At 45.1% G+C, this 24,108-nt stretch carries 19 protein-coding genes, 3 rRNA genes and 1 pseudogene; 7 read left to right on the forward strand and 16 right to left on the reverse strand.

Translation table 11 applies throughout. The annotated features are described in order from the left end of the window. Nucleotides 1-2: 2 nt before the first annotated feature. The 3 genes from MAR181_RS16455 to MAR181_RS16465 are packed head-to-tail and all read right to left on the reverse strand — an operon-like array spanning nt 3 to nt 3,458. Entirely contained in the window at nt 3-941 is a 939-nt protein-coding gene (locus MAR181_RS16455) for an ABC transporter permease (protein ID WP_013797737.1), read from the reverse strand. 12 nt (nt 942-953) lie between these two features. Continuing rightward, entirely contained in the window at nt 954-1,871 is a 918-nt protein-coding gene (locus MAR181_RS16460) for an ABC transporter permease (protein ID WP_013797738.1), read from the reverse strand. A 36-nt stretch (nt 1,872-1,907) separates the two neighbouring features. Beyond that, entirely contained in the window at nt 1,908-3,458 is a 1,551-nt protein-coding gene (locus MAR181_RS16465) for an ABC transporter substrate-binding protein (protein ID WP_013797739.1), read from the reverse strand. 219 nt (nt 3,459-3,677) lie between these two features. Here MAR181_RS16465 and MAR181_RS16470 point away from each other — a divergent pair, with 219 nt between their 5' ends. Together MAR181_RS16470 and MAR181_RS16475 are read left to right on the forward strand one after the other, a co-directional pair. Next, entirely contained in the window at nt 3,678-4,604 is a 927-nt protein-coding gene (locus tag MAR181_RS16470) for a LysR family transcriptional regulator (RefSeq protein ID WP_013797740.1), read from the forward strand. Between the two features lie 120 nt (nt 4,605-4,724). Next, a complete protein-coding gene (locus MAR181_RS16475; protein ID WP_041651432.1) occupies nt 4,725-4,958 on the forward strand; it encodes an FIG domain-containing protein in 234 nt (77 codons plus the stop codon). 68 nt (nt 4,959-5,026) lie between these two features. Here MAR181_RS16475 and MAR181_RS16480 read toward each other — a convergent pair whose 3' ends face one another. Continuing rightward, on the reverse strand, nt 5,027-5,443 hold the full coding sequence (locus MAR181_RS16480) for a cupin domain-containing protein (protein ID WP_013797741.1): 417 nt from the start codon (nt 5,441-5,443) through the stop codon (nt 5,027-5,029). 422 nt (nt 5,444-5,865) lie between these two features. Here MAR181_RS16480 and MAR181_RS16485 point away from each other — a divergent pair, with 422 nt between their 5' ends. Next, nucleotides 5,866-6,603 (forward strand): substrate-binding periplasmic protein, encoded by a 738-nt coding sequence (locus MAR181_RS16485; protein WP_013797742.1) that lies wholly within the window; start codon nt 5,866-5,868, stop codon nt 6,601-6,603. 604 nt (nt 6,604-7,207) lie between these two features. On the opposite strand, the gene rrf is transcribed toward MAR181_RS16485, so the two are convergent. The 11 genes from rrf to guaB form a co-directional block, all read right to left on the reverse strand. Then, nucleotides 7,208-7,322 (reverse strand): 5S ribosomal RNA (gene rrf / locus MAR181_RS16490). 160 nt (nt 7,323-7,482) lie between these two features. Further along, nucleotides 7,483-10,372, reverse strand: a 23S ribosomal RNA gene (locus tag MAR181_RS16495). Between the two features lie 334 nt (nt 10,373-10,706). Beyond that, nucleotides 10,707-12,246: ribosomal RNA gene (locus tag MAR181_RS16500) — 16S ribosomal RNA — on the reverse strand. Together the 16S, 23S and 5S rRNA genes form the textbook arrangement of a ribosomal RNA operon. A 410-nt stretch (nt 12,247-12,656) precedes the next feature. Further along, on the reverse strand, nt 12,657-12,923 hold the full coding sequence (locus tag MAR181_RS16505) for a hypothetical protein (RefSeq protein ID WP_013797744.1): 267 nt from the start codon (nt 12,921-12,923) through the stop codon (nt 12,657-12,659). 293 nt (nt 12,924-13,216) lie between these two features. Then, nucleotides 13,217-13,918, reverse strand: a complete 702-nt coding sequence (gene sfsA / locus MAR181_RS16510; protein ID WP_013797745.1) for a DNA/RNA nuclease SfsA — start codon at nt 13,916-13,918, stop codon at nt 13,217-13,219. 313 nt (nt 13,919-14,231) lie between these two features. Further along, complete coding sequence (locus MAR181_RS16515; RefSeq protein ID WP_342632927.1) at nt 14,232-14,690, reverse strand: DUF6641 family protein; 459 nt, start codon at nt 14,688-14,690, stop codon at nt 14,232-14,234. A gap of 529 nt (nt 14,691-15,219) precedes the next feature. Beyond that, nucleotides 15,220-15,396: a hypothetical protein gene (locus MAR181_RS18525; protein WP_013797747.1), complete on the reverse strand. Its 177-nt coding sequence runs from the start codon at nt 15,394-15,396 to the stop codon at nt 15,220-15,222. Between the two features lie 68 nt (nt 15,397-15,464). Beyond that, entirely contained in the window at nt 15,465-16,346 is an 882-nt protein-coding gene (locus MAR181_RS16520) for an FkbM family methyltransferase (protein WP_013797748.1), read from the reverse strand. Beyond that, a complete protein-coding gene (locus tag MAR181_RS18425) occupies nt 16,343-16,519 on the reverse strand; it encodes an H-NS histone family protein (protein WP_013797749.1) in 177 nt (58 codons plus the stop codon). Before MAR181_RS18425 ends, MAR181_RS16520 begins: the two co-directional genes overlap by 4 nt. 842 nt (nt 16,520-17,361) lie before the next feature. After that, nucleotides 17,362-18,939 carry a glutamine-hydrolyzing GMP synthase gene (gene guaA / locus MAR181_RS16525; RefSeq protein WP_013797750.1) on the reverse strand — a complete coding sequence of 526 codons (1,578 nt, stop codon included), beginning with the start codon at nt 18,937-18,939 and terminating at the stop codon, nt 17,362-17,364. A gap of 132 nt (nt 18,940-19,071) precedes the next feature. After that, nucleotides 19,072-20,538, reverse strand: a complete 1,467-nt coding sequence (gene guaB, locus MAR181_RS16530) for an IMP dehydrogenase (protein ID WP_013797751.1) — start codon at nt 20,536-20,538, stop codon at nt 19,072-19,074. Between the two features lie 93 nt (nt 20,539-20,631). On the opposite strand from guaB, the gene xseA reads away from it, so the two are divergent. The 4 genes and pseudogenes from xseA to MAR181_RS18760 all read left to right on the forward strand — a co-directional run. Next, nucleotides 20,632-21,984, forward strand: a complete 1,353-nt coding sequence (xseA, locus tag MAR181_RS16535; RefSeq protein WP_013797752.1) for an exodeoxyribonuclease VII large subunit — start codon at nt 20,632-20,634, stop codon at nt 21,982-21,984. A gap of 186 nt (nt 21,985-22,170) precedes the next feature. Next, nucleotides 22,171-22,617: a type II RES/Xre toxin-antitoxin system antitoxin gene (parS, locus tag MAR181_RS16540; RefSeq protein ID WP_013797753.1), complete on the forward strand. Its 447-nt coding sequence runs from the start codon at nt 22,171-22,173 to the stop codon at nt 22,615-22,617. 2 nt (nt 22,618-22,619) lie between these two features. Beyond that, entirely contained in the window at nt 22,620-22,940 is a 321-nt protein-coding gene (locus tag MAR181_RS16545) for an RES family NAD+ phosphorylase (RefSeq protein ID WP_216086351.1), read from the forward strand. Between the two features lie 11 nt (nt 22,941-22,951). Then, nucleotides 22,952-23,092 (forward strand): annotated as a pseudogene (locus MAR181_RS18760) (RES domain-containing protein); the annotation flags it as partial. 21 nt (nt 23,093-23,113) lie between these two features. Here the strand turns inward: MAR181_RS18760 and MAR181_RS16550 are convergent. Continuing rightward, nucleotides 23,114-24,010: a LysR family transcriptional regulator gene (locus MAR181_RS16550; protein WP_013797754.1), complete on the reverse strand. Its 897-nt coding sequence runs from the start codon at nt 24,008-24,010 to the stop codon at nt 23,114-23,116. Nucleotides 24,011-24,108: the final 98 nt, after the last annotated feature.

Genomic DNA, 24,108 nt, shown 5'->3' on the forward strand with positions numbered 1-24,108 from the left:
TACTAATTGCGCCCTTCGGGAGCGTTCATATCTCTTAATCCATCACCAACCAGATTGATCGCTAACACCAAAATCATCAAGGTAATGCCCGGAATCGCAATGACCCAAGGTTGGAAAAACATATACGCTTTACCCTCTGACACCATTAGCCCCCATGACGGTAACGGCGGTTGTACACCTAGCCCCAAGAAGGACAAGGTAGCTTCGAGTAAAATGGCGTGCGCCATTTCCAGCGTAATAACGACAATCAGCGCACTAAGAATATTGGGCAGTAACTCACGAATCAGAATATAAGAGGTGGATGCCCCTAATACTTTTGCGGATGCAATGAACTCAGCATCACGTAATTGCTGGGTCGTCGAACGAGCCACCACGGCGAAACGATCCCACAAGAGCAAACCCAGTAGGATAATCACCATTTCAAGTGATCCCCCCACTAACGCAGCCATAGCTAAGGCAACCAATAGCACGGGCAAGGCTAATCGAGTGGTAATGATGTAACTGATGACCGCATCCGTTCGGCCACCAAAATAGCCCGCCAAGACACCTAGCGTCGTTCCAATAACCCCAGAAATAAGCGCTGCGGTTAAGCCAATCGTCAAAGAAATTCGCGCACCATAAAGTAAGCGACTAAGGTAATCTCGCCCTAACTTATCGGTTCCTAGAATGTGTTCCCATGTTCCTTTTTCATGCCATATTGGCGGGATCATGCGTTGAGAGATGTTCTGTACATAAGGATCATGAGGTGCCAACCAAGGCGCAAATATCGCTGCCAGAACAATAACACCTAAAATGACGGAGCCTATGAAAAGCCCTCGATGACCTAAAAACTTATTAAGCGCTCGTCGCCACTCTGGCACCACAGGTAACCCAGATGCTTCTGGGCCAGACAATTCTGACACTGGAGAGCTCGACGTTGAGTTAGAAAGAGTTTGAGACATAATGTGCTTCCTTTATCTAACTCGCAAACGAGGATCCAACATAGCGTTGATCACGTCTGCAACAAAGGTTAATGCAATGTAAAACACCGCGATGATAAGTACGACAGCCTGTACAACTGGGTAATCATTTCGAGAAATGGCATCCCAAGCCAGCTGTCCTAATCCTTTAAGGGAGAAAACGGATTCAATTACAATCGATCCGCCAAGCATGAAACCCAGCTCCACTGCGGCAAGCGCCACTACGGGAATCACAGCATTTCGCAGAGCATGTTTGAAGACAACAGACGTTTCACTTAAGCCTTTAGAGCGAGCGGTTCTAATATAGTCCGACCCCAATACTTCCAACATTCCGGTACGAGTCAGCCTCATCATGGCAGGCATCGCATAATAGCCAAGCGCAATCGCTGGCAATATAAAATGCATCCATGTTGAATTCCCACCCGCCGGTAACCAATGAAGATTTACGGCAAAGACAACAATTAAGGTCAAGGCGAACCAAAAGCTTGGCATCGCCTGTCCCACTACAGCAATCATTAGCGCAAGACGATCTATCCATGTATCTTGCTTTATCGCGGCAAGCACACCCAGTGGAATCGCAACAAAGGTCGCAATACCCAGCGCCAAAGCGCCGAGTGTTAAGGTGATTGGAAGGCGCTCACTTATTAAATCCATAACCGTATCTTGAAAATAATATGAGCGCCCAAAATCCAATTGAACGGCCGAACTTAACCAGGAAAAGTATTGCTGGATAATCGGTTTGTCTAAACCAAATGCGACGCGAATTTCTTCCACCTGATCGACTGTCGACTCCGGCCCCGCAATGGCCGTTGCTAGATCGCCTGACAAATGCAGTAGCATAAAGCTAATAATGGAAACCGTAATCGCCACACTGATCGCAACCAGCAACCGACGAAATATAAACACCAGCATATTTTCTCCTAAATTCTAAATTGACGACGAGTCGCTTTACTTCCAAGTAGACTCGTAGAAACGCGGCAATTCATCTGGATACGGCGTAAATTGCAAAGTATCACTGAACGCATAGTTACTGGAGTACGAGAACATTGGCACCCAATACGCTTCTTCAGAGATGCGTTTGATTGCTTGTGAGTAGGCTTTTTTACGCGTATTAGGATCGACTGAACTGTCTGCCGTATCCAGCAGTTTAATGACGGCTTCGTCTTTAGCAGAATCGTCGATTCCACCTTTAAAGAACACACTGGTAATTGCAGATGCGTCGTTGACAGAGTAAGAACCCCAAGTCTGGAACGACAATGGCACCTTGCCTGCGCGTTGATCGGTACGAAGCGCCGCGTATTTCATAAAATGAAGGTTTGCTTTGATGCCAATTTCGCTCAGATAGCCCATCATGGCTTCGGCTAAATCACGCTCGCGATAAGCATAAAATTCTGTTTCAAAACCGTCTGGGTAACCCGCTTCTGCAAGCAGTGCTTTGGCTTTATCAACGTCGTATTCGTATTTCTTGGCTGCTTCAGTGTCACAACCGAACTGAGTTGGGAAACACGGCGTATAAACAGAACGGCTGCCGCCGCGAATAAGGTCTTGAGAGAACGCATCACGATCAATCGCGTGGTTCACGGCTTCTCGAACAAGCTTGTTGTTAAATGGAGAATCTTTAAGGGTTTCACTTACAGTATCAATACGCAGGTAACCAATGCGCATGGTTTCGGCGCTTTTGACATCAAGTCCCGGCATCATTTTCATTTGATCGGCTTGATCAGAAGGTACGCGCCAGATCCAGTCGATGTCCCCAGTCATGAGCTGCGCAAGTCGCGCATCAGGGTCGGGAATCACACGGAATTCTAGTTTCTTAATAGCTGGTTTTGGAATGGGGCTGGCTTTGAAGTAGTCGTCATAGCGTTCTAAATTCACGCCTTCGCCCGTCAATACTTTGGTGATTTTGTAAGGCCCTGTTCCAATAGGCGCTTTTGAATACCCTTCAATGCCAACTTCTTTAAAGTACTTTGCTGGATATATTGGGGTCGGGCCGGATAGATACTCGAGTGCTGCAGGGAAAGGCTTAACAAGAACAAGGCGTACAGTGTAATCGTCTACTATTTCAGCATGATCTATCCAATCCACATTTTTTCGAGTGACGATCTTTGATTCGGGAGAGACAACATAATTGAATGTAAACGCGACGTCCTCGGCAGAGAAATCGTCACCATTATGGAACTTAATGCCTTTACGTAGTTTGAACACCAAATGCGTACTGTCCTCCCATTCCCAGCTTTCCGCGAGCAACGGCTTATATTCGGATGTACTTGGATCACGAAAAGCTAACGTATCCCACGCCATGTGAGACAAAATAACGCCTTCGCGTAAATTATTATGATACGGACTGACGTTTTCCGGTTCACTGTCGGAAGCATACACAAGCGTATCGTTGCTTTTATCTGCCCATGCGGATGCAGAGGAGGCAATCGCACACGTAATAAGAGAATTCAAAAGAGTTTTTCGAAGAGTAAAACGGGGACTACGACTTTTTTCCATCATTCTGCTTCCTATCATTCTATTGGTAAATTGTGACAATAATACAACCTGCCTTCACATTAATAGAAAAGAATGCATTGCCACAATTAACAAATATGCAAACATTCATTGCCAAATAGGCAACACTATGGCTTGATAAAAACCAAAATCAAAAATATGTCTGGAACAATCAAATAAGTGTTCTAAAGACGACATAACTCGAACTTTTCCACGGTATTTTCAATGAAAGCATCACTAAGACTTCAAGACACCGCCATTCGATATTTTCTAGAAGTGGCGCAATTAGGCTCGATCAGCGAAGCCTCTATACGACTCAACGTAGCCTCTAGCGCAATCAGTAGGCAAATTGGCAGTTTAGAAGACATACTTGGTGCAACGCTTTTTGAACGCCAACCAAGAGGAATGAAGCTAAGTGCAGCGGGCGAGATGCTGGCCACGTATGCGCGCAAGAATGCATTAGAATCCGCCAGAGTTGTTGCTGAGATAGGCGCGCTAAACGGACTTGAAAAAGGCCACATTAATATCGCTTGCTCCGAAGGATTTGCCATGGACTTTATTCCACGCACAATCTCAAACTTTCGTCGGCAACACGATGGCATTCACTTTCATCTCAAAGTCTGCGCACCGGGAGACGTTGCCAAACTGGTCAGCCATGGCGAATCAGACATTGGCATCACCTTAAGCTTATCACCAACAAAAGACATTAAAGTTGAATACCGTCAGCCGTCTCCTATTATGGCGGTATTTCACCCCAGTCACCCCCTTGCCCATAAAAAGTCCGTTTCGCTTTCGCAATTACAGCCCTATCCCATTGCACTGCCCGAAGAAAATACCACTGTCAGACAACTCTTTGATATCTGTTGCAGCCGCCTGAATCTTTTATTCGAACCTATCCTTGAATCAAACCACATGGCAACCCTAAGCCGCTTTACAAGCTTTGGTGGTGGCATTCATCTTTCCGGTGAAATCTCAATGCGCCATCAAATAGCAACACAAGAATTAATCGCAGTACCAATTCGAGATCGAGGAATGGACGTCAGAAACATCGAAGTACAGACCCTTTCCGGCAGAACACTACCAAATGTTGTTAAAGTCTTTCTGGACTATTTGATTGACAAAATGAAACATGAAGAAACGATAGGCTGTTAAAAAAACACGGCTGGATGAAACCCATCTTCCTCAGCCAGTAATATAAACGAACAACTCCTAAACAGCATAAACCGCTGACGATGTCGGTGAAATACATCGTATTTTGTGTCGAGGCGGTACTTGATTTACCCTTGGGACAGCAAGTCACCAAACCGAGCAGGGAAATTACGTTTGATGTATCAAGCAAACCCTATGGCCATGCTGATCAAACAATCAGCTGGTAAAGCACATGCATGCAGTCAACGCATTCTTGATATCCAGCCAGAAGGCATTCACCAGAGAGTGGTGGTGATTCTTGGCGTAGCAAACGAAGTGGATAAGTGCCTAAGTTATGAACATACCGAAACAAACTGACTTAAAAGAAACGGCATGTGGATAAAAACGGAGCTACTGCTCCGTTTTTTTATTCCTTAAATAACGCATTATAAAGGAATGACTTCACTCACTTCAGGCGATCCATATTGCAGGCCAAATTCAACCAAGGCTTTGAAGCCAACATGGGTAACCATATCGTAGGGGTAATTTCGCGGTACTAATAACCAATCACCAGCTTTGTACTCAACGCCATTAAACGTCGCTCTGCCATCGATCAATAACCTAAAAGTAGGTTCATCATGAGTATGTTTTAAGGCTTGAGTCTCCGCTGCAACCGACACCAACATACTGTGTCTAAAGCAATTTTTATCAATCGGAATATCCTTCCTAATAAACAGTTCACCTTCATCGTGAGGCTGGAAAAAATCCCCCCACCCAAAATCCACATTACTGACAATCTCAGTAATAGATTCTGGATCAATAAAAGCTGAAAAGTCTACTAACGTCGTCACATCGCTGCTCATTTTACTCTCCTGTAATTTGAGTGTTCCCATATGGTGAAGCATCAGCATAGAGCGAAATGAGCAACCTTGACAATAGGAAAGCGTATTGACTTGATTCAGCCTAACCCTCTCATCGCCAATTAAGATAAGTTTATATTTCTATTCATTATCAATAAGATACGAAGCAATATAAGCCAATGACAGTGCCACAATCTGCTTCATTAGACTCGAGAATGAACTGTTTCCCGTCGTCCACCAATAAATGCATTTGTCTAAGTGCATATATATTTGATCTGGTTTCATCAAAAATACCGACTCTTTCACACTCACACTTATTCTGTAACAAAACGTGAATAGATATTCAATTTATCAAGAGTAAGAGGTAGATTAAAATGAAGCTGTTCACCTAATAATCAAAAAAATAACTGAAAGGGAACCAAAATATGAAATCACTAAAGCTATTGATATCAGTCATCACCATCGTCTTTCCCCTTATTGTGTCAGCACAAACTGTTAAATTAACCACAATGAATTGGTCTCCCTTTTACGCTGAAAGTTTGAATAATGGCGGCTTTATTACTGCTATTGTTGAAGAGGCTCTGTCTGAAGCAGGTTATGACAGCACTGTCGAATTTACGGGATGGCAAACAGCACTTGATACGGTGAAATCCGGTAGTAAAGATGCGCTTATTGGCGCTTACTACACAGAGGAAAGAACTAAGGACTACTATTACTCCATCCCGATTTATACCGTTTTAGTAGGCCTGATCAAGACCTCTGACTTTCCACTGAAAAACTACAATTCTTTTAATGCAATTAACGAATATAAAATAGGTAAAATTGAAGGCTCTTCTATTGGTGCCTCCTTTGATGCCTTTGACTTTTCTCAGCTTCACGAGTTCGATTCAGTGAGCAGTGCCGTAAAAGCATTAACTATGGGTGAAATCGACTTATATGCGGACAATCTGGCCGTGGCGAAAGACGCTGCTCAATCATCAGGACTTGATGGCTCTCAACTGCAGATTTTGCTTCCACCGTTAGAAGAGAACAACCTTTACTTGCTAATTTCAAAGTCCATTCCTAACGCAGAGGAACTTAGAGACGCATTCAATAAAGGGCTTTTTGCAATTCAGGCCTCCGGTAGATTCAATGAAATTTTAGCGGAATACAATCAACAATAAACCCAGTACAAGAAGAGTACTGTCTGTGCTCTTCTTTCCTCCCGTTTCTAATTCACATGAAACCACGAGAATAAACTCGCTCATTGCAACATAAACACAATGGCCTTATCACATGTGAAACAGTAGTGATACTTCCTACCTCGACAGCACAAGATCCAACATAGCGTAGCCGCTGACACCGTCAGTGACGCAAGGCGTCGCTGTTTCGAATCCAGTTTTGTCTGGGGAGATTAGAGCGCTGAGGATATTAAAAACGACGACCACAATGATCCTAAGCGTTGCTTCGTCCTTAAATCATCTGGATAACATCGTACAAGATCCGAAACAACATAAGCCGCTGACGACGTCAGTGACGCAAGGCGTTGCTGTTTCGGATCCAGTTTTGCCTGGGGAGATTAGAGCGCTGAGGATATTAAAAACGACGACCACAATGATCTGACGCTGCGCTTCATCCTGCTTTGCAGCGCCATTCGGCGTCCTGAGCTGGTTCCTTCGGAACATCGCTCAGTCACATGGATCCAGAAGTAGTGAGGAGATACGTGACGTGGTTCTAAACGAAAAAACCCCGCCCTGCTTCGCAGGACGGGGTTCTTTTCATTTTAAAGCTTGACGACGACCTACTCTCACATGGGATCCCCCACACTACCATCGGCGATGGCGCTTTTCACTTCTGAGTTCGGGATGGGATCAGGTGGTTCAACGCCTCTATGATCGTCAAGCAATTCGGTTTGCGTATCGTTCTGGTTCGAGCTCTTCTACTCTGCAACCAAAACACGCGAATACGTTGCTTGGATCTTTAACAATTCATTTTGAAATAACGTGGATCAAGCGATAAACCAGCTTCAATCGTAATCTATGTGTAAACCACTTTGGTGTTATATGGTCAAGCCTCACGAGCAATTAGTATTGGTTAGCTCAATGCCTCACAGCACTTACACACCCAACCTATCAACGTCGTAGTCTTCAACGGCTCTTTAGGGAACTTATGTTCCAGTGAGATCTTATCTTGAGGGAGGCTTCCCGCTTAGATGCTTTCAGCGGTTATCCCGTCCGAACGTAGCTACCCGGCAATGCCACTGGCGTGACAACCGGAACACCAGAGGTTCGTCCACTCCGGTCCTCTCGTACTAGGAGCAGCTCCTCTCAAATCTCAAACGTCCACGGCAGATAGGGACCGAACTGTCTCACGACGTTCTAAACCCAGCTCGCGTACCACTTTAAATGGCGAACAGCCATACCCTTGGGACCGGCTTCAGCCCCAGGATGTGATGAGCCGACATCGAGGTGCCAAACACCGCCGTCGATGTGAACTCTTGGGCGGTATCAGCCTGTTATCCCCGGAGTACCTTTTATCCGTTGAGCGATGGCCCTTCCATACAGAACCACCGGATCACTAAGACCTACTTTCGTACCTGCTCGACGTGTCTGTCTCGCAGTTAAGCGTGCTTTTGCCTTTACACTCTATGCATGATTTCCGACCATGCTGAGCACACCTTCGTGCTCCTCCGTTACTCTTTGGGAGGAGACCGCCCCAGTCAAACTACCCACCACACAGTGTCCTCGATCCCGATAAGGGACCTGAGTTAGAACCTCAAACGTACCAGGGTGGTATTTCAAGATTGGCTCCAATAGAACTGGCGTCCTATCTTCAAAGCCTCCCACCTATCCTACACAAGTAGGTTCAAAGTTCACTGTGAAGCTATAGTAAAGGTTCACGGGGTCTTTCCGTCTAGCCGCGGATACACAGCATCTTCACTGCGATTTCAATTTCACTGAGTCTCGGGTGGAGACAGTGTGGCCATCGTTACGCCATTCGTGCAGGTCGGAACTTACCCGACAAGGAATTTCGCTACCTTAGGACCGTTATAGTTACGGCCGCCGTTTACTTGGGCTTCGATCAAGAGCTTCGCTTACGCTAACCCCATCAATTAACCTTCAAGCACCGGGCAGGCGTCACACCCTATACGTCCACTTTCGTGTTTGCAGAGTGCTGTGTTTTTAATAAACAGTCGCAGCCACCTGGTATCTTCGACCGACTAGTGCTTACGGAGCAAGTCCTTCACACCGGCCGGCGTACCTTCTCCCGAAGTTACGGTACCATTTTGCCTAGTTCCTTCACCCGAGTTCTCTCAAGCGCCTTGGTATTCTCTACCTGACCACCTGTGTCGGTTTGGGGTACGGTTCCTGTATATCTGAAGCTTAGAAGTTTTTCCTGGAAGCAGGGCATCAACCACTTCGTCCAAAAGAGGACTCGTCATCAATTCTCAGCCTTAAAGGGTTCCGGATTTACCTAAAACCCCAGCCTACAACCTTAAACGCGGACAACCATCGCCGCGCTGGCCTAGCCTTCTCCGTCTCTCCATCGCAATATACACGAGTACAGGAATATTAACCTGTTTCCCATCGACTACGCATTTCTGCCTCGCCTTAGGGGCCGACTCACCCTGCCCTGATTAACATGGGACAGGAAACCTTGGTCTTCCGGCGGGGGAGTTTTTCACTCCCCTTATCGTTACTCATGTCAACATTCGCACTTCTGATACCTCCAGGATGCCTTACAGCTTTCCCTTCAACGGCCTACAGAACGCTCCTCTACCATCCAAGATAAATCTTGAATCCGTAGCTTCGGTGTACAGTTTGAGCCCCGTTATATCTTCCGCGCAGGCCGACTCGACTAGTGAGCTATTACGCTTTCTTTAAAGGATGGCTGCTTCTAAGCCAACCTCCTAGCTGTCTGAGCCTTCCCACATCGTTTCCCACTTAACTGTAACTTTGGGACCTTAGCTGACGGTCTGGGTTGTTTCCCTTTCCACGACGGACGTTAGCACCCGCCGTGTGTCTCCCGCGCTCATACTCATTGGTATTCGGAGTTTGCATGGGGTTGGTAAGTCGGGATGACCCCCTAGCCCAAACAGTGCTCTACCCCCAATGGCAATACGCGAGGCGCTACCTAAATAGCTTTCGAGGAGAACCAGCTATCTCCGAGCTTGATTAGCCTTTCACTCCTATCCACAAGTCATCCCCGGACTTTTCAACGTACGTGGGTTCGGTCCTCCAGTTAGTGTTACCCAACCTTCAACCTGCTCATGGATAGATCGCCCGGTTTCGGGTCTATTCCCAGCAACTAAACGCCCTATTAAGACTCGGTTTCCCTACGGCTCCACTATTCGCTTAACCTTGCTACTGAAAATAAGTCGTTGACCCATTATACAAAAGGTACGCAGTCACCGAATAAATCGGCTCCCACTGCTTGTACGTACACGGTTTCAGGATCTATTTCACTCCCCTCACAGGGGTTCTTTTCGCCTTTCCCTCACGGTACTGGTTCACTATCGGTCAGTCAGGAGTATTTAGCCTTGGAGGATGGTCCCCCCATATTCAGACAGGATAACACGTGTCCCGTCCTACTCGTTTTCATTAAAATGGCGTTTTCGTATACGGGGCTATCACCCTCTACGGCGACCCTTTCCAGAGTCTTCTACTAACACCAAATCAACTTAAGGGCTAATCCCCTTTCGCTCGCCGCTACTTAGGGAATCTCGGTTGATTTCTTTTCCTCCGGGTACTTAGATGTTTCAGTTCCCCGGGTTCGCCTCCACACAGCTATGTATTCACTGTGGGATACTCTACAAGTAGAGTGGGTTTCCCCATTCGGACATCTCGGGATCAAAGTCTGTTTATCGACTCCCCCGAGCTTTTCGCAGATTACCACGTCCTTCATCGCCTCTGACTGCCAAGGCATCCACCGTGCACGCTTGGTCACTTGACCATATAACCCAAAATAGTTTCCACTCAGAAGAGTGTCATATTAAGAATCACATACCAAAGAAGCTTTTGTCTCTTCTCTGGATTTACGATAATAGAAAGTCACTAGGTTAAAGTGCTTTCCACCGGTTTAACGCTTGATTCATCGTTATTTCAAAATTCGAATTGTTAAAGAGCAAGTTTAGTGCAAAGCACTAAGTCAGAAACTAACCAACACAATGTGTTGTGATTAGTGTCTTGCTTAACACTTTGTCTAAAACGCTTTTAAGATAGGTTGCTATGAGAACTCATAGCCATCAGATAATTTGTGTGAACGCTCACCAGTGCTTCATATCGTTTAAGGAGGTGATCCAGCCCCAGGTTCCCCTAGGGCTACCTTGTTACGACTTCACCCCAGTCATTGACCACTCCGTGGTAACCGCCATCCCCGAAAGGTTAAGCTAGCTACTTCTGGAGCAATCAACTCCCATGGTGTGACGGGCGGTGTGTACAAGGCCCGGGAACGTATTCACCGTGGCATTCTGATCCACGATTACTAGCGATTCCGACTTCATGGAGTCGAGTTGCAGACTCCAATCCGGACTACGACGTACTTTATGGGATTTGCACACTCTCGCAAGTTAGCTGCCCTTTGTATACGCCATTGTAGCACGTGTGTAGCCCTACTCGTAAGGGCCATGATGACTTGACGTCGTCCCCACCTTCCTCCGGTTTGTCACCGGCAGTCTCCTTAAAGTTCCCACCCGAAGTGCTGGCAAGTAAGGATAAGGGTTGCGCTCGTTACGGGACTTAACCCAACATTTCACAACACGAGCTGACGACAGCCATGCAGCACCTGTCTCAGAGTTCCCGAAGGCACCAAAGCATCTCTGCTAAGTTCTCTGGATGTCAAGAGTAGGTAAGGTTCTTCGCGTTGCTTCGAATTAAACCACATGCTCCACCGCTTGTGCGGGCCCCCGTCAATTCATTTGAGTTTTAACCTTGCGGCCGTACTCCCCAGGCGGTCTACTTATTGCGTTAGCTGCGCCACTAAGTCATTACAACCCAACGGCTAGTAGACATCGTTTACGGCGTGGACTACCAGGGTATCTAATCCTGTTTGCTCCCCACGCTTTCGCACCTCAGTGTCAGTATCAGTCCAGGGTGTCGCCTTCGCCACTGATGTTCCTTCCTATATCTACGCATTTCACCGCTACACAGGAAATTCCACACCCCTCTACCGTACTCTAGCCTGCCAGTATCCGGTGCCATTCCAAGGTTGAGCCCTGGGATTTCACATCAGACTTAACAAACCACCTACGCGCGCTTTACGCCCAGTAATTCCGATTAACGCTTGCACCCTCTGTATTACCGCGGCTGCTGGCACAGAGTTAGCCGGTGCTTCTTCTGGAGCTAACGTCAAAGTAATTTGGTATTAACAAACTACCCTTCCTCACTCCTGAAAGTGCTTTACAACCCTAAGGCCTTCTTCACACACGCGGCATGGCTGGATCAGGCTTGCGCCCATTGTCCAATATTCCCCACTGCTGCCTCCCGTAGGAGTCTGGGCCGTGTCTCAGTCCCAGTGTGACTGGTCATCCTCTCAGACCAGTTAGAGATCGTCGCCTTGGTAGGCCTTTACCCCACCAACTAGCTAATCTCACGCAGGCTCATCTAATAGCGGAAGGTCCGAAGATCCCCTCCTTTCCCCAAAAGGGCGTATGCGGTATTAGCATGCGTTTCCACATGTTGTCCCCCTCTACTAGGCAGATTCCTACGCGTTACTCACCCGTCCGCCGCTCGACGCCTGATAGCAAGCTATCATCGTTTCCGCTCGACTTGCATGTGTTAAGCCTGCCGCCAGCGTTCAATCTGAGCCATGATCAAACTCTTCAGTTAAAAAGTTTGCTTACTCAAAACTCGAAACACTAACAATTACTTAATAAAGCGAATTGACGTGTTTGACTCTCGTAAGACTTCAATTTTTTTTGAAGCCCCAGCGAGCGCCCACACAAATTATCTGATTATCTATTTTAAAGAGCGTTGCCGTGCCACTTAAGCTGCTTATCCTCTACTAGAGAGTGAAGCCCTGTCCGTGTCAGCGAGGGCGTATATTAAGGATCTACAGATTTAGTGCAACTGTTTTTTTCAGTTTTTTGATGTTTTGGTTAAGTTTTACCGTTTAGGCATACAAATGCGCCGAAATCGTTTAAAAAACAAACAAAAACAACCCTGTAACAAGAAAAAGGCCACTCTAAATCTCTCTAGAGTGGCCTCCGTTAACCAGACTATCCTAATAATAGGCGTCTTTACTGTGCAGTTTGTGCTTGCAAGCTTTCAAGTTGCGCTTGAAGCTCGTCATACTTAGCACTAAGTGCCGCTTCTTTTTCAATTGGTGTTGCGGCTTCGTTAAAGTCAACAGTGGAATCTACTTCAGCGCCCATGCTTTCTAATTGTGATGCAATGGCATCCACTCGAGACTGAACTTCAGCCAAAGCATCTTCATTTGCAAACGCAGCTGTGGACAGTGCAGCCGCCGTAAATAGTGTTAGAGCTGATTTAGTGAATGTCTTCATAACGTAATCTCCATTTTGTTGGTAAATTTTCAAGTCCTAATTTAGGGCTTGATCAGGAACTATCTCGTTCCATGGAAGTGATACTAGACAAGACAAATTCATAAAAACAGCATCAACACACTGCTTCCCAGTTTGATCCAGAAAGCCCACAATCAACTTGCATTTCATCGAGTAACGTAAAGATAAGTAAGGGTATTTTGACAGTATCCGTATTTAACAGACGCTTTCCTTAAGTAAGGATTCCAATCTATTATTTCATTGACGATGAACTGACCCTAACCCTCTTTTTAGTGTCAGCAAACCACAATAGCATGAGACACTTCCATCTTATTGTAAGTGATATCCACCTTGTAAGCTAAAACTTCCACTCCTTTCGACACCGCCAACTCAAATGCATCCGCATACGCTGGGTCAATATGTCGCGCAGGTGACACTTGATCAATCCCCATATGACTGACACAAAAAAACAACACGGCTCTATGGCCTTGTTCCACCATAGCAATCAGTTCATTCAAGTGCTTCCGCCCTCGCTCCGTAACCGCATCAGGAAAATAACCTTTGCCGTCTTCCTCTAGCAAGGTAACGTTTTTAACTTCCACATAACACTTCTCTCCATCAGTGCCTGTCAGTAGCCAATCGATTCGACTCTTCTCGCCATATTTTACTTCCGCTTTTTGCTCTGAATAACCAGAGAGTTCTGTCACAACGCCTTTAGCGATGGCCTCACCTACCAGCTTGTTCGGCAATCCCGTATTGATACAAGCAAGATGCTTCTCATCAACCTCGACTAACTCCCAAGTATAAGCCAGCTTACGTTTTGGGTTATCGCTCTTAGATAACCAAACGCGGGCATTGTCCTGCTGGCAACGCTTCATTGATCCCGTGTTCGGACAATGCGCTACCACTACCTCACCATTTGGTAACTGAACATCTGACAAAAACCGCTTATAACGTTTAAGCAAACGCCCTTCTATTAAGGTCGTAGGAAACTCCATCGACTACCTCTTCTATTTTATCCGTCAGACAAACAAAAACGGCCCTCTTTATAATAAGAGAGCCGTTTCATTAAACCACTAACTTGACCAGATTATTCCCACTCAGTAGTAACGTAGATTTCATATCGTTTATTATCAATTACTTAATGACAACTCATTGCTCGTGTGTAACTAGTGTGTAACTCATTAATCACTCTGCACGCTTTTTCTACGCTTGCGTACCTATTGCAATTCAATAGTTTACTCACTCAGAACTTGCACACTGTACGACGAAGAACGTGCTTAATCCATACACGTTCTTCTGTTCGTTTGTTCACTTGTTCTTTTGTGTCTCTCGTCTATCAAACTGCGCTTGCTGTTCAATAAGTGTATCTAACTCACCAAGTTCAACAGCATCACGTACCTTACGCAGTGTATCAGCTACCTCAGCTTCGCTAGCTAGTTCAATGACATTCTTACCTTTAGCAAACTCTAGTGGCTTGCTTCCGTAGCGCACTACAAGATTAATCTTTCCATCAACGCTAGCAGTCCACCAACGCTTAATACGTTTAGCAACTTCAACTTTGGTTTGCTTACCTTCGTCATCAATAACCCATTTTTGTTGCGTAGGGGTGTAGTCTTTGTTTGTTGCAAGTTGAATTTGATCATCTATCTTTGCCATCAACTTGCGACGACGAACTGCAATAGGGTTGTTGTTTTGAAGTGGATTAAATGCAACGAAATTCAGTGTATCAAGTACAGTCATAACAGCCTCCTTGTTAGCTCTAAGCATTGTGCTTTCAGAGTTAGGAGGCTGTCATCCGAAGATTACTCGTCAGTGTTCAGAAACTCTTCTAGCATCAACCTATCAGCATTGGACGATACTTCTGTGTCTCTACCGATACTATTAATTGCATGTTCAACAACACTTATTTTTACGTCAATCTTCTTCACTAAACGACTATCGTCACTCAGCTTCTCTATACTACGTGATGTAACCAAGCGCGGTAAGTTGCCAAGACTTGCATCAATTAAACTAACATGTCCGAAGTCTAAATTCCTATTAAACCAAATCTGCAAGCTAGCATCAGCAGCAACAATTTCTTGAAGTACCTCTAGTGCATTTTAACATAAGCTTTCGCACTTGCTGTCCAACTTATATGCTGCAGACTTCTTACCCTTTCACGATTACGCATCATAATCGCTTCTTTCAACTTATCCTCGTATCGTTTTAGCTCAGTCGGTTTATCTTTAAGTTCTTCTCTAAACAGCTTTTGCATGTCCCATTCAGCAGCTATTTGTTCGTACTCATCCGCACTAAGTCAAGGTTGCAACTGACGATTTTGCACGTTTTCACCATGCGTAAGTTTTTCAGCTATCGATTCTAATTTAGCTAGGCGTTTAGCCTCTTCGGCAGATAAGTTACGACGTGGATTAGCTTTCTCAATTCGTACTTGCAAGGTTTCTTTAGAAGAAAACATAATTAATTTGAATGCCACAATCTATCATCTGAACATTGCTTTGCATAAACAACCATATCTACGGACTTTCGATTTAAGGCTGTAAACTATTCATAATAGTTATCAAGAAACTGTTCAAACTTTACTTTTTCGAAGTGCCCCACACTTAATGGATAATTACTAACATCGAGGCGCTTGTTAATGGCCATAATGTTATAGCCAAAGCCATAGACACCAGCTGATAGTTTGCTTTGCAAAAATTCATCATCTATTCTGATCAAATTTGAATTAACAAATCCTGCAGCCCAAATTGGGTGGGTTTCATCTTTAACAATAAAGAATTCGAAACTATCTCCAATTAAATTAAAATAGTCTGAGGCAACGATTTTTCTATTCTTATAGTTAGCACCTAAGCCGAGTTCGAATTGAATAAAGCTAATTTCTTTCAGAAGCTCTTCGGCACCAAGTAAGGCAAAAAAATCATACTCTTCTATGTCTGTTTTGAGGAAGTCTATCTTTAGAATCCCTTTCTCGTTGCAGTATGATTTAATTGTTCGAACAGGGAGTTTTTTTTCGAAAACAGCTTTTGAGTTTTCTACACCTGTCGTATTCTTCAGAACTGACTCCGAGTCTTCGTAGTAAGACAAATGGTCATCAGAATCTGCAATACCGAAGTTATTTGCTGAGATATCTTCGTTCGAAAAATTATCCTCTATCTTTTTATGTAATTTTTTAAAAAATTTTGGATTGATTTCAAATAAATGGTATTTTTTTCTGTTACCCTTTGAAACTTCGAGATATTCAGTATCATATCTCGCACCAACGTCAAAAATCACTTCGCAGTCTGAAAATATTGCCTTAAACACAGCCATCTCGCCTTCGAGCATCTTTGGGGCTTTATAAAATATTTTGTTCCTTATCCTTTTCAAACTTCTGACATAAGAAACAATTAAAGGGTACTTCTTTAGCCCCGCCTTGAGTCTTTTCATTTCTTATTTCTCCCTTCAGCTAATGAACCTTTCAACATTCCTGCAGTGAAGCCAAACTCTTTACAAAAACACTTTATCTCTTTCAATGCGTTAGCACGTTCGTTCTTCATAGCTTCAACCATCCGCTGCTGAATTGTTTCCATGTCAGCTTTCAACTCGCCATACGAATTCATCACACGCCTCTTTTGAATAAGTGTATATTTAATCATACAGATTTACGAAAATTTTGGGAAGCACTTTTCTTTCTACATCTGCCGTAACGTTTTGTATTAAATAGGAAAAATATTCACACAACTCCTCACAATGCCAGTCAATCACTGTATCACCATAAAGTCAAACGTCTAAAAAAACGTGCAGTTTTGACTAATTTTCAGCGCTTCTCTCTGCCGTCTTGTTGATTTGGTAACAATAACTGTGGACGCATAAGTGTGAAGCCTGTTCGCTCTGCGTCTTTTAGTGTCATCTGTGGCTGTTGTTTGACTATCTTCGTCTAAGGTACTGCTATAGTGTGTATCACAGTCTTTGTATCTGGTTTTACCATCTTCTTAGCTAGTGCTACCACACTGCTGCTCGTGCCTAGCATCAACTCAAGTGCTGCCCACTTTGTCTCGTCGTCAACACGCTCAAACCTCGCCACGTACTGCATTCAACACTTGCTGTATGTCGTGTAAAGCACTCTTGTTCATACTGCTATTTAGCAACTAACAAACTGGGGGGATACAGAACCACCACCTATCTATGATAAGTGATTTACCTAAAAAACCTTTTTCGGGTGACAAGTTTGTTCTTTCGACATTACAGTGTAATTTATCAAACCCTAGCCTCATCGCACCACCACGCCAAGGCATCGCTGTTAATCTACTTGTTACACTTCAATAAACCGCTTTCCTAGCTGCGTTTGGTGCTCTGTCGCCGCCATACAGCGTCCGCAGCACTTTAGTTTACTTGAACATACAAAAAAACGGCCCCCTTTATACAAAGAAAGCCGTTTTTATTTAACAATTAAAAGGAAACCTTATTCCCACTCAATCGTAGCAGGTGGCTTAGACGACACATCATAAGTCACACGAGATATATGTTCGATTTCATTAATAATGCGACCAGATACTGTCTCTAGTAGCTCATAGGGAAGATGAGCCCAACGAGCTGTCATGAAGTCGATGGTTTCAACCGCACGCAATGCAACAACGTATTCGTAACGACGACCATCACCTACTACGCCTACGGACTTAACTGGCAAAAAGACCGCAAAGGCTTGACTGGTTTTATCGTACCAACCAGAGCGACGAAGCTCTTCAATGAAGATAGCATCAGCACGACGAAGAATGTCAGCATAGTCTTTTTTAACTTCACCCAAGATGCGAACACCTAAACCAGGTCCTGGGAATGGATGACGGTAAACCATGTCATACGGTAGACCCAACTCCAGACCCAACTTACGTACTTCGTCTTTAAACAATTCACGTAGCGGTTCAACCAATTCAAACTGCATGTCTTCTGGCAAACCACCTACATTATGGTGAGATTTGATGACATGAGCTTTGCCCGTTTTAGAAGCCGCAGACTCAATCACATCTGGGTAAATCGTACCTTGCGCAAGGAAATCCACATCGGTCAATTTACCCGCTTCGTCATCAAAGATATCGATGAAAGTATTACCAATGATCTTACGCTTAACTTCTGGATCGGCTTCACCAGCAAGCTTACCAAGGAACAAATCTTCTGCGTCGACACGAATGACTTTCACACCCATGTTATCTGCGAACATTTTCATCACTTGATCGCCTTCATTTAAGCGAAGCAAGCCATTGTCCACGAACACACACGTCAGTTGGCTACCGATGGCTTTATGAAGCAAAGCTGCGACGACAGACGAATCCACACCACCAGACAAGGCCAATAGCACTTTGCGGTCACCCACTTGTGCTTGCATACGCTCAATCGCATCTTGAGCAATGTTGGCTGGCGTCCACAAAGTGTCACAGCCACAGATATCCACAACAAAACGAGACAGAATGCGGCCACCTTGTAGCGTGTGCGTTACTTCTGGGTGAAACTGAACACCATAGAATTTCTTCGTTTCGTTCGCCATCGCGGCAATAGGACAGCTATCAGTCGATGCCATGAGAGTGAATTCTTCTGGCATGGCAACCACTTTATCACCATGACTCATCCACACGTCTAGTAAGGCAATGCCATTGTTCGCAACATGGTCTTGAATATCGTCAAACAAAGATGGGCCATCGTGTTTGCGAATCTGTGCGTACCCAAATTCACGTACTTCAGAACCTTGAACTTTACCGCCCAATTGCTCCGCCATGGTCTGCATACCGTAACAGATACCAAATACCGGCACGCCCAGATTGAAAACGGCTTCAGGAGCACGCGGCGAACCAGGCTCCGGCACAGATTCAGGGCCACCAGCCAAGATCACACCCTTTGGATCAAAGTCGATTACTTCTTGATCTGTCATATCAAAAGCACGAACTTCACAGTAAACACCGATCTCACGAACTCGACGCGCAATCAGCTGCGTATACTGAGAACCAAAATCAAGAATAAGAATTTTATGAGCGTGGATATCTTGCGACATTGTTAGCCATTCCTCTCACTCTAGGCAAAAGAGCCAATCTTTTATCTAGAAGTCATCAATTAAAAAAATTAAAGCAATAAATAAAGATGGGGCGTGTTGTACGCCCCATCTTAATCAGCACTTATCAGCGACTTAACTCGCGTGATAATTCGGCGCTTCTTTCGTAATGGTCACATCATGAACGTGACTCTCACGCATACCAGCGCCTGTTATTTGTGAGAATTGCGTTTTCGTACGCATCGTCTCAATATCGGCAGAACCAGTGTAGCCCATTGAAGAACGAACACCGCCCATCAATTGGTGAACAACTGCGACCATCGGTCCTTTAGAAGGCACACGACCTTCAATACCTTCCGGCACCAACTTCTCAACACTACTAGAGTCTTGGAAGTAACGATCACTGGAACCTTGAGCTTGAGACATCGCGCCAAGCGACCCCATTCCACGATACGCCTTAAAAGAACGGCCTTGGAAAAGTACGACTTCACCTGGTGCTTCATCAGTACCGGCCAACAAACCACCGACCATGATGACACTCGCCCCCGCCGCAATGGCTTTGGAAATGTCACCGGAAAAACGTACACCGCCATCAGCAACCACTGGAATACCACGAGGATTCATAGCGTCTGCAACGTTAGCCACCGCACTGATCTGTGGTACGCCAACACCAGCAACGATACGTGTTGTACAAATAGAACCTGGGCCAATACCCACTTTCACACCGTCAGCACCCGCATCCGCAAGCGCAATCGCCGCTTCCGCTGTGGCAATGTTGCCACCAATCACTTGAATGTGTGGGAAATTTTCTTTTACCCAACGCACGCGATCAATCACACCTTTAGAGTGACCATGCGCCGTATCAACCACCACCACATCGACACCCGCGTCAGACAATGCTTTCACTCGATCTGCCGTGTCCGCACCCGTACCAACAGCGGCACCAACACGCAAACGACCTTGCTCATCTTTACACGCATTTGGGTAAGTCGTCGCTTTATTGAAGTCCGTTACTGTCACCATGCCACGCAACTCGAATTGATCATTCACGATCAAGACTTTCTCGATGCGATTTTCATGTAGGAGTTTGCGAATAGAACCAGAAGAAGCCCCTTCTAAAGCCGTTACCAAACGCTCTTTTGGCGTCATAATATCGGCAACAGTTTTTTCGAAGTCTTTAACGAAGCGAACATCACGGCTCGTCACGATACCAACCAGGTCAGAACCTTGAACAACTGGTACGCTCGAAATGCTGTTTGCCGAGGTCAACGCCATTAGTTCGTCAACCGTAGCGTTAGGCTCAATAGTGACAAGATCACGGACAATGCCACTCTCGAACTTTTTCACCTTGCGAACTTCGCGAGCTTGCTCTTCAATGGTCAAGTTTTTGTGCACAATGCCAATGCCACCTTCTTGAGCCAAAGCAATCGCCATACGGTGTTCAGTCACCGTATCCATTGCGGAAGACGTAAGCGGGATATTTAATTCTATGTCTTTAGTGATCTTCGTTTTAAGGCTAACATCCTTAGGAAGAACTTCAGAATAGCCGGGGATAAGCAATACGTCGTCAAACGTTAAAGCTTCTTGCACGATTCGTAACATAATGGGGAGTTTCCAATGCCAACAAGGGTGTTAAGATGGCAAGTAATTCTACTCCAATAGTTGCTGTCGGTAAATCAAAACCACGAGAGATTGATGAAAAATTTTACAACAACCCATTCACAAGAAACCGCTTTTACCGTCTCACAACTGAACCGACAGATCCAACAACTTTTAGAAGCCAGTTTGCCATGGATTTTAGTCGAAGGCGAAATTTCCAATCTGGCGAAACCGGGGTCAGGTCATTGGTATTTTTCCCTAAAAGACGATCGTGCTCAGATTCGCTGCGCCATGTTCAAAAGCAAGAACCTTGCCGTGCGTTTCCGTCCTAAAGATGGTGATCTCGTCCGTTTACGCGCTCGCGTGGCTTTTTATGGCCCCAGAGGCGATTGCCAACTGAGCGTAGAAAGCATGGAATCGGCTGGCGAAGGTGCCCTACAACAAGCCTTCGAAAGGCTGAAAGGGCAACTGCAGTTAGAAGGCTTGTTCGACGCCAAACACAAACAAACCTTGCCGACCCGACCTGAACGTGTCGCCATCATCACCTCGCCAGTGGGGGCCGCCATCCGCGACATGATCATTGCCTTCCGTCGCCGCTTCCCTTTAACCGAACTGACTATTTTACCCTCGTTGGTACAAGGCCAAGACGCCGCAACCAATCTGCTGAGACAACTTAACCGGGCCGACGCCAGTGGACACTTTGATGCCATCATACTAGGTCGAGGCGGCGGCTCGCTGGAAGACTTGTGGAGCTTTAACGACGAAGCATTGGCCAGAGCCATTTTTAATGCCAAAACACCGATCGTGTCCGCCGTGGGTCACGAAACCGATTTTACCATCGCCGATTTTGTCGCCGATGTTCGTGCGGCCACACCGACAGCGGCCGCAGAATTACTGAGTCCAGATAAAGCGCATCTAATTCGCCAAATTGAGCAACACACAAAACAACTCACCTCGCGTTTGTCGCAAAAGCTGGAACAAAGCCACCAGCAATTAGATTTTTTGATTAAACGTATTCGCCATCCGAAAGAACGCATAGAGCAACAACAGCGCCAACTGTCACAATTGCAAAAACAGCTTAAGCAAGCGATGGAGAGAACGCTAACACAGCAGCAAGTACTCACTAACAACATTCATCAAAGACTGCTTAACCAAAGCCCAGACAGAGCATTAGCTCAACACAAAGCCAGAATTGACGACTTAAATACTCGTTTAAGCCTGGCCCTACGCAATAGCCTTACCAGTAAACAAACTCATTTTGCACGCTTAGTCGACAAGCTCAATCTAGTCAGCCCACTCAACACCTTGTCCCGTGGCTACGCCATCGCCAGTAAAGACGAGCAAGTGATTCGTTCCATTAAGGACGTGGAGAAAGGCGATGCGATAAACGTCCGAGTTGAGGATGGGGAAGTCAGCTGTACCGTCGACACGACAAAATCGATTGGTTAATTTGATGAGAACACACTTCTGGACAAGTTAGCTCATCACCAATTGAAACGATAAGAGACAAAATAATAAGCAACATTTTTGCACAAGACCCAGCAGAGAAGTCTCATACGGCCTTCTCACAACCCCCTCTTGCTAAAAAGCCCATTTGAGCTACATTATAAAAACCAAATGGGCCAAGGTGATGTTATGTCTGTTGTGAAAGCGTTTAAACCTCAAAGGTCAAAAGCCTATAGCTTTTGGGAAGGCTTGGGGATTGCTGAGTCTGATGCGTTGGTGGGCAACTCTGTTCGCGAGGGGTTTACGACTTACGCTTATGATCAGATTCTTGCGCGTACTAAGTTGTCTCGCACCAAGTTTCAACAGTTCACTCATATTCCCGTGAGTACCATTAAGCGTCGTTTAGAAAAGCAGGAACGTTTCAGCACTCAAGAAAGTGATGTCATGTATCGCTTAGCCTTGTTGATGAAATTGGCAACAGACATGTTTGACGATGAAGACACGGCGCTGGCGTGGATGGAAGAAGCAACCTATGGTTTAGGCGGTAAACGTCCATTAGATATGATCGCGACGACGGTGGAATTTGAACAAGTAAAAGATCTGATTGGTCGAATCGAACACGGTGTCTTTTCTTAATAATGAAGCTGTTTCGACTTACTCAGAAGAAATCCTCAGATGATCCTTTCAACCCTTTAGGCGCACGTCGGTTTGGTGGCCGCTGGAACAGCAAAGGCACAGACGCTCTATATTTTGCTGAGTCTGAATCCTTGAGTACATTAGAAGTCTTTGTTCATGTCAGCCACCACCCCGACATTATGAATCAATACAACTTATACTGTATTAAATTGCCAGATCACTTGATCGCTCGATTAGAAAAGGAAGATTTACCCAGTCAATGGCGTGCCATTCCCTTTTCTGAAAGTACACAGGTCATTGGTGATGAGTTTTTCTCACGTTAGCCGACAATGAATTTGCCGCGTTACAGGTGCCTTCTATTATTTCTCCTAGGGATTACAATTATCTCGTTAACCCAAATCACCCAGCCATGAAAGCCGTTTTAGCATCCGCCGTAAAACTCGACTTTGAGTTTGACCCTAGGATTTTCAAATAACCCCCATCGCGAATCATAAACCTAAACAGATGCTTTCAAATGCTCGATAAACGCCACGACGTGAGCAGGCAGAACTCGATCTTTCATGGTAACTAGATCGATTCCTGCTGAAATGGATTTGGCGTTCGGTAAAATTTCTACGACTTCTCCATTAGCCAGTTCTTCTTCAACTAAAATTCTTGGAACATTAGCAATACCAAGACCCGCCATCACAAATTCTTTTATCAGTCGATCATCATTGGCAGACATAGAAGCGGTTTTCACTTCCAACAACTTCACCAATTTTTTGTCGTTTTTACCTAACCACGTTTTCATAGATGGACAATCCATTTGATAATCTATGATATCGAGATCAACAATCTGCTTAAAATCGGTAATCTCTTCATGCGCTTCTACAAATTCACGATTCGCCACCGTCACAAATGCCTCAGTTCGACATGGCTGAATGTCCAATAATTGAGTGTCAGAGGAAAATACCACCATCCCCAAATCCGTCTTACCCTGTACTATGTTATTCACTGTCATGGCGTCATCTTGCAGCTCAAGTTCAATCTTGACTTGAGGGTGCTGTTGCCTAAACGCCACAATTACCGGAGCCAATATTAAAGTCGCCAATTCCATGGTGCAGCCAATAGACAAGCTACCAAATAAGCTTCCTGAATCTTGCTTAACCTTGATCATTTCTTCTTCGAGCGCTGAAAGGTACTTTCCTGCTGTGACGAAAAGCTCCCTTCCCTCTGGTGTGAGATAGATTTTCCGATGAGCTCTTTTAAATAACAGAATTCCTAGCTCTTCTTCCAGTTTCTTCATTTGATGAGAAACCGCCTGTTGCGTTAGGTGCAGTCGAGTGGCCGCCTTGGTCACACTTTCATATTTAGCCACCTGAATAAAGGTCACAAGATTATTTAAGTTCCGCATGATTTGGCCCTGAAGTGATGTCGTAAGCGAAAAATGGATTAAAGATTGCACAAATTTAATTTAACAAATATTAAAAATATACTGTTTTTTATTTGTAT

The organism is Marinomonas posidonica IVIA-Po-181, from assembly GCF_000214215.1.
Taxonomy (GTDB): Bacteria; Pseudomonadota; Gammaproteobacteria; order Pseudomonadales; family Marinomonadaceae; genus Marinomonas; species Marinomonas posidonica.